Origin of the sequence: Paenibacillus tyrphae (assembly GCF_027925525.1) — a bacterium.
Taxonomy (GTDB): Bacteria; Bacillota; Bacilli; order Paenibacillales; family NBRC-103111; genus Paenibacillus_G; species Paenibacillus_G tyrfis_B.
The window spans coordinates 1-557 of record NZ_BSDJ01000098.1; the positions used below are offsets into that span (position 1 = coordinate 1).

The window sequence follows — 557 nt, forward strand, 5'->3', positions numbered from 1 at the left end:
CAACATACGAACCTCGGAGTAATAACCGTTCTTCACCATATCGGCAATGACAAGGGCGTCCTTAACATCGTTTTTCGTGGGGGAGTTATCTCTATTTTCCTTATTGCGTTTGACATGAAAAGGATTAACGAGAACAAGCTCGAGTTGCCTTTCTTGAAGCCAGAAGGCGAGATTGAGCCAGTAGTGCCCCGTGGGTTCAACACCGATGAGCACCTTCGTTTTGTGATGCTGATCCATTATATTTTGTATCCACTGGAAGAGGTTTTTAAAGCCGATGTGATCGTTAGAGAAGGCAAGATAGTGGCCACGTTCGATCCCACGAAAATCGACAGCACGGGCAACATGAGAAAACTTGGCAATATCGATGCCGATAACAAGATGGTCGGTTGTAATTTTTTCAATACGTTGATTTTGTTTGTCACTTTGTTTAAACTTCATAATAAGAGCGCCTCCGTATAGATGAATTTGGGTTGTCTAGGCCCCATAAATTCATCATACTGGAGAGCGCTCCTTTTTGACAAAATCCTAAATTAGCGACTTACAGGAATACTTTGAAA

General features: G+C 42.4%; 1 protein-coding gene. It reads right to left on the reverse strand.

Annotated elements, in window-relative coordinates; translation table 11 throughout:
- A partial coding sequence (locus tag QMG93_RS35015; RefSeq protein ID WP_281944522.1) for an IS110 family transposase occupies positions 1-438 on the reverse strand: 438 nt, incomplete at its 3' end.
- Positions 439-557: the final 119 nt, after the last annotated feature.